The 5,963-nt window shown below is 67.9% G+C and carries 6 protein-coding genes; 5 read left to right on the forward strand and 1 reads right to left on the reverse strand.

Annotated features, from left to right (window positions below):
• The coding region (locus tag FMQ63_RS36625; RefSeq protein WP_141277024.1) for a response regulator at window positions 1–458 on the forward strand (458 nt) is incomplete at its 5' end.
• A 136-nt stretch (window positions 459–594) separates the two neighbouring features.
• On the opposite strand, the gene FMQ63_RS36630 is transcribed toward FMQ63_RS36625, so the two are convergent.
• Window positions 595–1,899: a radical SAM protein gene (locus FMQ63_RS36630; RefSeq protein WP_026114239.1), complete on the reverse strand. Its 1,305-nt coding sequence runs from the start codon at window positions 1,897–1,899 to the stop codon at window positions 595–597.
• Window positions 1,900–2,084: 185 nt separating this feature from the next.
• Between FMQ63_RS36630 and ald the strand changes: the two genes are divergently transcribed.
• The 4 genes from ald to FMQ63_RS36650 form a co-directional block, all read left to right on the forward strand.
• Window positions 2,085–3,209, forward strand: coding sequence for an alanine dehydrogenase (gene ald / locus FMQ63_RS36635; protein ID WP_011554149.1), 1,125 nt, complete (start codon window positions 2,085–2,087; stop codon window positions 3,207–3,209).
• 242 nt (window positions 3,210–3,451) lie between these two features.
• Window positions 3,452–4,093, forward strand: a complete 642-nt coding sequence (locus tag FMQ63_RS36640) for a sigma-70 family RNA polymerase sigma factor (RefSeq protein ID WP_011554150.1) — start codon at window positions 3,452–3,454, stop codon at window positions 4,091–4,093.
• Between the two features lie 22 nt (window positions 4,094–4,115).
• On the forward strand, window positions 4,116–5,024 hold the full coding sequence (locus FMQ63_RS36645; protein ID WP_011554151.1) for an anti-sigma factor: 909 nt from the start codon (window positions 4,116–4,118) through the stop codon (window positions 5,022–5,024).
• 176 nt (window positions 5,025–5,200) lie between these two features.
• Window positions 5,201–5,963: PleD family two-component system response regulator (locus FMQ63_RS36650; protein WP_141277026.1), on the forward strand; the 763-nt coding region annotated here is incomplete at its 3' end.

Genomic DNA, 5,963 nt, shown 5'->3' on the forward strand with positions numbered 1-5,963 from the left:
CGCCCACCCCGCCGCCGGCTCCCGCGGCCCCTGCCCCCGCGGCGACGGGCGGCCTCAAACCCGCGCCCACCACGGGCGGGCGCAAGCCGCGCATCCTCATCGTGGATGACAGCGAGATGACGGCCCGCATCATCGAAGCGGACCTTGTGACCAAGGGCTTCGAGGTCCATGTCGCGGACACCGCCGACAAGGCCACGAAGATCATCCTCAAGAAGCAGACGCGCCCGGACCTGGTGCTGCTGGATGTGCGCATGCCCAACGTGAACGGCGAGCAGTTCTGCCGCTTCATCAAGAGCAACAGCCTCTTCAAGGGCATCAAGGTGCTGCTGTGCTCGGGTGAGAACGTCGAGGAGTTGCAGCGCATCTGCCGCGAGGCGGGCGCCGACGGCTACATCCCCAAGGACGCGGTGATGGGCAACCTGGTGGCCAAGGAGCTGATGCCCACCGGTAACGAGTAGTCCCCAGGGGCCGCGTCGCGGCCCCTCCTGGCGTGTTGCCCCCGAGGCCGCGCCACCTGCCTCCCGAAGACGGAGCGCCCACCGGGCCTCCCCTCCGACGGAGGAAGGAACGCCCTCCCCCGCCCCCAGGCACTCGCTACCGGTGCCCGGCCGCGTTCTCGCGCTCGTCCAGCCCGCGCGCGAAGTTGCCCACGATGAGCCCCGGGCGCGCCGCCTTCAGCCGCTGAAGCAGCGTGCGGATGCCCACCGGCTCGCCTCCCGCGCCGCGCTCGCGCGCCACTTCCAGGTACTGCAGCGGGTCGATGCACAGTGAGCGCGTCTGAACCTGGTCCACGCGGTACTTCTTCACCAGCCGCTCCAGTGCCCGCACCTCGCCCTCGCGGTCGGTGACGCCGGGGAACAGCAGCAGGTTCAGCGCCAGGTACGCGCCGCGCTCACGCGCCAGGGCGATGGAGGCCTCCACGTCCTCCCAGCCGTACTTCACCGGCTTGTAGTAGGCCTCGTAGAGGTCCTTCACCGCCGAGTTGAGCGACACGCGGATGGCGTCCAGCCCCGCGTCGAAGAGGGCCTCCAGGCCGCGCGTGAGGCTGGCGTTGGTGTTGATGTTGATGGAGCCCGCCTGCGTGCGCGCCCGCATGTAGCGGATGGCCTCGGCAATCTGCTTCCAGCGCGTGAGCGGCTCGCCCTCACAGCCCTGGCCGAAGCTCACCATGGTGCGGCCCGGCGCGTGCTCCAGGTGGAAGAGGCCAATCTGGCCCATCTCCTCTCCCGTGGGCCCGTCATCCATGCGCTCGTGCGATGCCGGTGGGCCGTCCGCCGGCTGGTCGGAGATGCAGCCCACGCAGCGCGCGTTGCACATGACGGACGCGGGGATGGCCGCCTCGTCACGCACGTAGAAGGTGTTCTGCGACGTGAAGCACCTGTAGAGCATCGCGCACGTCTTGAGTTGCTTCAGCACCCGGTTGTCCGGGAAGCGCGCCATGTGCTTCGCCACCAGGTCCTTCATGTCCGGCGTGGAGAACCGCTCCGGGTCCCAATGGGAGCGACGGTCGGTATGGATGGCCCACGCCACCGGCCCCTCTCCCACCCAGGCCGCGGCGGTATACGCCCACTGCGGCAGCACGGGGCCACTGCCCTTCACCTCGCCGGGGAGGAAGGTGCGCGTGTAGCCGGGGGGCAGCAACGCGCCCACTGCGTTGGGGACAAACGTCTTCCCCCCCACCTTCATCTCGCGGACGAGCTCCAGCTCCCCCGTCTCCGGATGCAGGCCCACCGGGAGGCGCCCTGGCAGGTGGACGAGCCGCCCGGTGGACGGCAGCGGAATGGGCTTGTCCTGCGGAGGAACGAGCTCTTCGCCGCTGCGCAGCGTGGCGAGCAGGTACGGATGTTCCATCACCCGTCCCTTGGGGTCCGCGAATAGGAGCTTCGGAGCAAACGTCATGTCGCTGGTAACTAACACGAGCGGCGCACGCTTCATCACGCATCGCATCCAACGCCTCGCGTCATGTCTTCAGGGGTGTTTGACGCCAATGGCGCTCATACGGGGCTGTCCGCCCGCGCCTTGATTCCCCCTTGGGCCCTCGTTAGGGTCCGCGCGCTTTTTTACGTCCCCTCTCGGAGGCAGTCGTGATCGTCGGAGTTCCCAAGGAGATCAAAACCCGCGAGTACCGCGTCGGCATGGTGCCTGCTGGCGCCGCCGCCCTCATCGCCGCGGGTCACACGGTCCTGATCGAGACGAACGCCGGCGTTGGCTCCGGCATCCCCGATTCGGAGTACCAGCGCGTCGGCGCACAGATCATCTCCACCGCGGACGAGGTCTGGAAGCGCTCGGAGATGATCATCAAGGTCAAGGAGCCGATCGCGCCCGAATACGCGCGCATCCAGCCCGGCCAGATCATCTATACGTACTTCCACCTGGCCGGTGTGGACCCGGAGCTGACCAAGACGCTGCTCCAGAAGAAGGCCGCGGCCGTGGCCTATGAAACGCTGCAGCCGGACGACGGCAGCCTGCCGCTGCTCAAGCCCATGAGCGAGGTGGCCGGAAAGATGGCCATCCAGGTGGGCGCCAAGTGCCTGGAGCGGGCCCACGGCGGCAAGGGCATCCTCCTGGGCGGCGTGCCCGGCGTGCGCCGGGGCCGCGTCACCGTCATCGGCGGCGGCGTGGTGGGCCTGTGTGCCGCCAAGGTGGCGGTGGGCATGGGCGCCGAGGTCACCATCATCGACGTCAACATGGAGCGCCTCACCTACCTGGATGACGTGTTCCTCGGCCGCGTCGGCGTGCTGGCCTCCGACTCGGAGAGCATCTCCCGCTCCGTGCGCGAGGCCGACCTCGTCGTGGGCGCGGTGCTCATCCCCGGTCGCAAGGCCCCGAAGCTCGTCTCCGAGGCCCTCATCTCGGAGATGAGCCCGGGCTCCGTGGTGGTCGACGTGGCGGTGGACCAGGGTGGCTGCATCGAGACGTGCAAGCCCACCACCCACGACAACCCCACGTTCGAGGTCCACGGCGTCGTCCACTACTGCGTCGCCAACATGCCCGGCGCCGTGCCGCAGACGTCCACCTACGCCCTCACCAACGTCACCCGCCCCTATTCGCTCCGGATCGCCAACGTGGGCCTGGCGGCGGCCGTGAAGGAGGACCGCGCCCTCGCGCGTGCGATGAACACCTACAACGGCCACGTCACCTACGAGGCCGTCGCGAAAGACATGGGCTACGCCTACATGCCCATCGCGGACGCGCTCGCCGGCAAGTAAGCCCGGTAAGCAGGCAAACGATGCAGTCCCTGGCGGGGAGGTTCGGATGGCGACATCCGGCCTCCCCGCTCGTTATCTCTGCTAGGGAATATGTTTCCCTGGCCGGCGTCGTGTATTCCCGAAGCGGGCGTCCGGGCGGGTGTCGTGGGATGCCGTTGTTGCCCTGGTTGTTCCCGTGCATACATTTGGCGGGTAAGCGACAACTCATTCCCCTTTTGTTTCGGGCCCTTGGAAGGCGGGACATGTTGGATTTCAGGCAACCCAACCGGACGAAGCAGGAATTCGAAGAGCTGGCGCTAGCCCATCTGGACCCGCTCTATTCGGCGGCGCTGCGCCTGACGAAGAACGAGCGCGACGCCGAGGACCTGGTGCAGGACACCTGCATGCGGGCGTACCGCTTCTTCGACAAGTTCGAGCGCGGGACGAACATCAAGGCCTGGCTCTTCAAGATTCTCACCAACACCTTCATCAACCGCTACCGGCGGAAGGTGAAGGAGCGCACGGTGGTCGAAGGCGTGGAGCGCGAGGCCGTCCACGAGCGCTTCGTGAGCCGGGACGCGACGGACTTCGCGGCCAACCCCGAGCAGTACTTCTTCGACCGGCTCCTGTCGGACGACGTGCTGCGGGCCATTGACGCGCTGCCCATCGACTTCCGGCTGGTGGTCATCCTCGCGGACCTCCAGGAGTTCTCCTACAAGGAGATCGCGGAGATTCTCGAGTGCCCCGTGGGCACGGTCATGAGCCGCCTGTTCCGCGGACGCAAGCTCCTGCAGAAGAACCTGCGTGAGTACGCCGAGGGCCAGGGCGTCTTCCGGCACGACGGGGAGCCGGTGAACGCCCCCGCGGACCTGGAAGAGTATCGCCACAGGAAGAAGACAGGGTAGAAACCCGTTCCTAGCGCGCGCCATGAACTGCCAGGACCTCGAACGGCTGCTCTATCCGTACCTCGACGGCGAATTCCAGCCCGAGGAACGAGTGGACCTCGAAACCCACCTCTCCGGGTGCGCTGATTGCCGGCGCCGCGCGGAGGAAGAGAAGCAGATGCAGCAGGCGCTGCGGCGAGCCGCGCGCCACTCCGTTTCAGGCATGCGGGCCCCCGCCTCGCTCCGGGCCGGCATCCAAGTGGGCCTCAAGCAGGAGCAGCGCCGCGTCCAGTTCGGCGTCTGGCTGCGCGCGGGGGCCATGGCGTTGGTGGTGGTGACGGTGGGCGGCGGCTGGGCCGCGTTCCACGCCGAGCAGCGGCTGAGCGCGGCCAGGACGGAAGCGGTGCAGCGCCACAGCAAGAGCAAGGCGCTCCCCTTCGAGATTGCCTCCAACACGCCGGAGCAGGTGGAGGAGTGGTTCAAGGACAAGGTGGATCCGCGCATCACCGTCCCGCAGATCCCCAAGGCGAAGCCGCTGGGCGGGCGCATCTCCATCCTCAACGGCCGCGAAGTCGCGTACATCAGCTACGAAACCCTTCCGGACAACGAAGGTGAGCCGAGCCGCCGCTTGGGCGTCTTCGTGCTCCCTGGCGACAACGAAGTCGTCATCCCGAAGTTCCAGGCCCTGCAAGCCGTGGAAGTGGACTCCGCGCAAGGCTTCAACGTCGTCACCTGGCGCGACGATGAAATCGTCTACGAGATGGTGACGGACATGGACGAAAGCGACATCCGCCGGATGCTCGCCGAGCGTGACAGCGGTGAGAAGCTCGCGCGCAAGTCCGCGCCGGAGGCCGACGAGCCGCTGTATTCGCTCCCGCCCGCGCCGCGCACGCCGCACTCCTGGCCGCCCATCTCCGTCGAGCCAGTGACGTACCCGACGTACCCTCAGTGACGGAAACGTCGGCTGTGTGACGGCGCTTGCCCGCTCCCCGGGCAGCCGGAATTCCGCCCGGTCCGAACATTGACGCTCCCGCACATGGCCGATAGCCTCGACGCACATCATCACCTTGCGCGTCGCGGCCGGTAGGGCGTTTGTGCGCGCCGCACACCAGGACGGGCCGTCCCTCCATGTCGAAGAAAATCCTGATCGTCGAAAGCGACACCGCGCTCTCCGCCACCCTGCGCTCGGCCCTGGAGGGCCGGGGCTTCACGGTCGACGAGACGACCGACGGCAAGGGCAGCGTGGAGCAGATCCGCAGGGACCGGCCAGACCTCGTGGTGCTCGCGGTGGACCTCTCCGCGGGACAGAACGGCTACCTCATCTGCGGCAAGCTGAAGAAGGACGATGACCTCAAGAACGTCCCCATCGTCATCATCGGCAACCCGGACGGCTTCGCGCAGCACCGCAAGCTGAAGGCCCACGCCGACGAGTACGTCGCCAAGCCGGTGGACGCGGATCAACTGGTGGAGCGCGCGGGTGCGCTGATCGGCTTTCCCGAGCTGCCCGCCACCGAGGATGTCGTCGACGAGAGCCTCACGCTGGACGCGCTCGGCGACGAGCCGATGACGGCGGACTTCGGCGAGGAGATCTCCGTGGAGACCGCGGAGGAGCCTTCCGTTACGGGCGAGGAGCTGGACCTGGACGCCGCCTTCGGCGACCTGTCCGCGCCCGAGGAGACGCCGTCCTTCGAGGAAGAAGTCGTCGTCGCGCCGCCCGAAGCGGTGGTGGAAGGCGTGGAGGAGGACTTCTCCACGCTCGACTCGCTGGGCACCGACTCGGTGGATCCGCTCGAGGGGCTGGATGACGCCTCCGACGAGAAGACGGTGATCGGCTTCATTGCTCCGGCCCCCGTCGCCGCGCCTCCGCCCGAGCCGCCCCGCGCCGTCGCGC

Origin of the sequence: Myxococcus sp. CA005, assembly GCF_006518205.1 — a bacterium.
Taxonomy (GTDB): domain Bacteria; phylum Myxococcota; class Myxococcia; order Myxococcales; family Myxococcaceae; genus Myxococcus; species Myxococcus xanthus.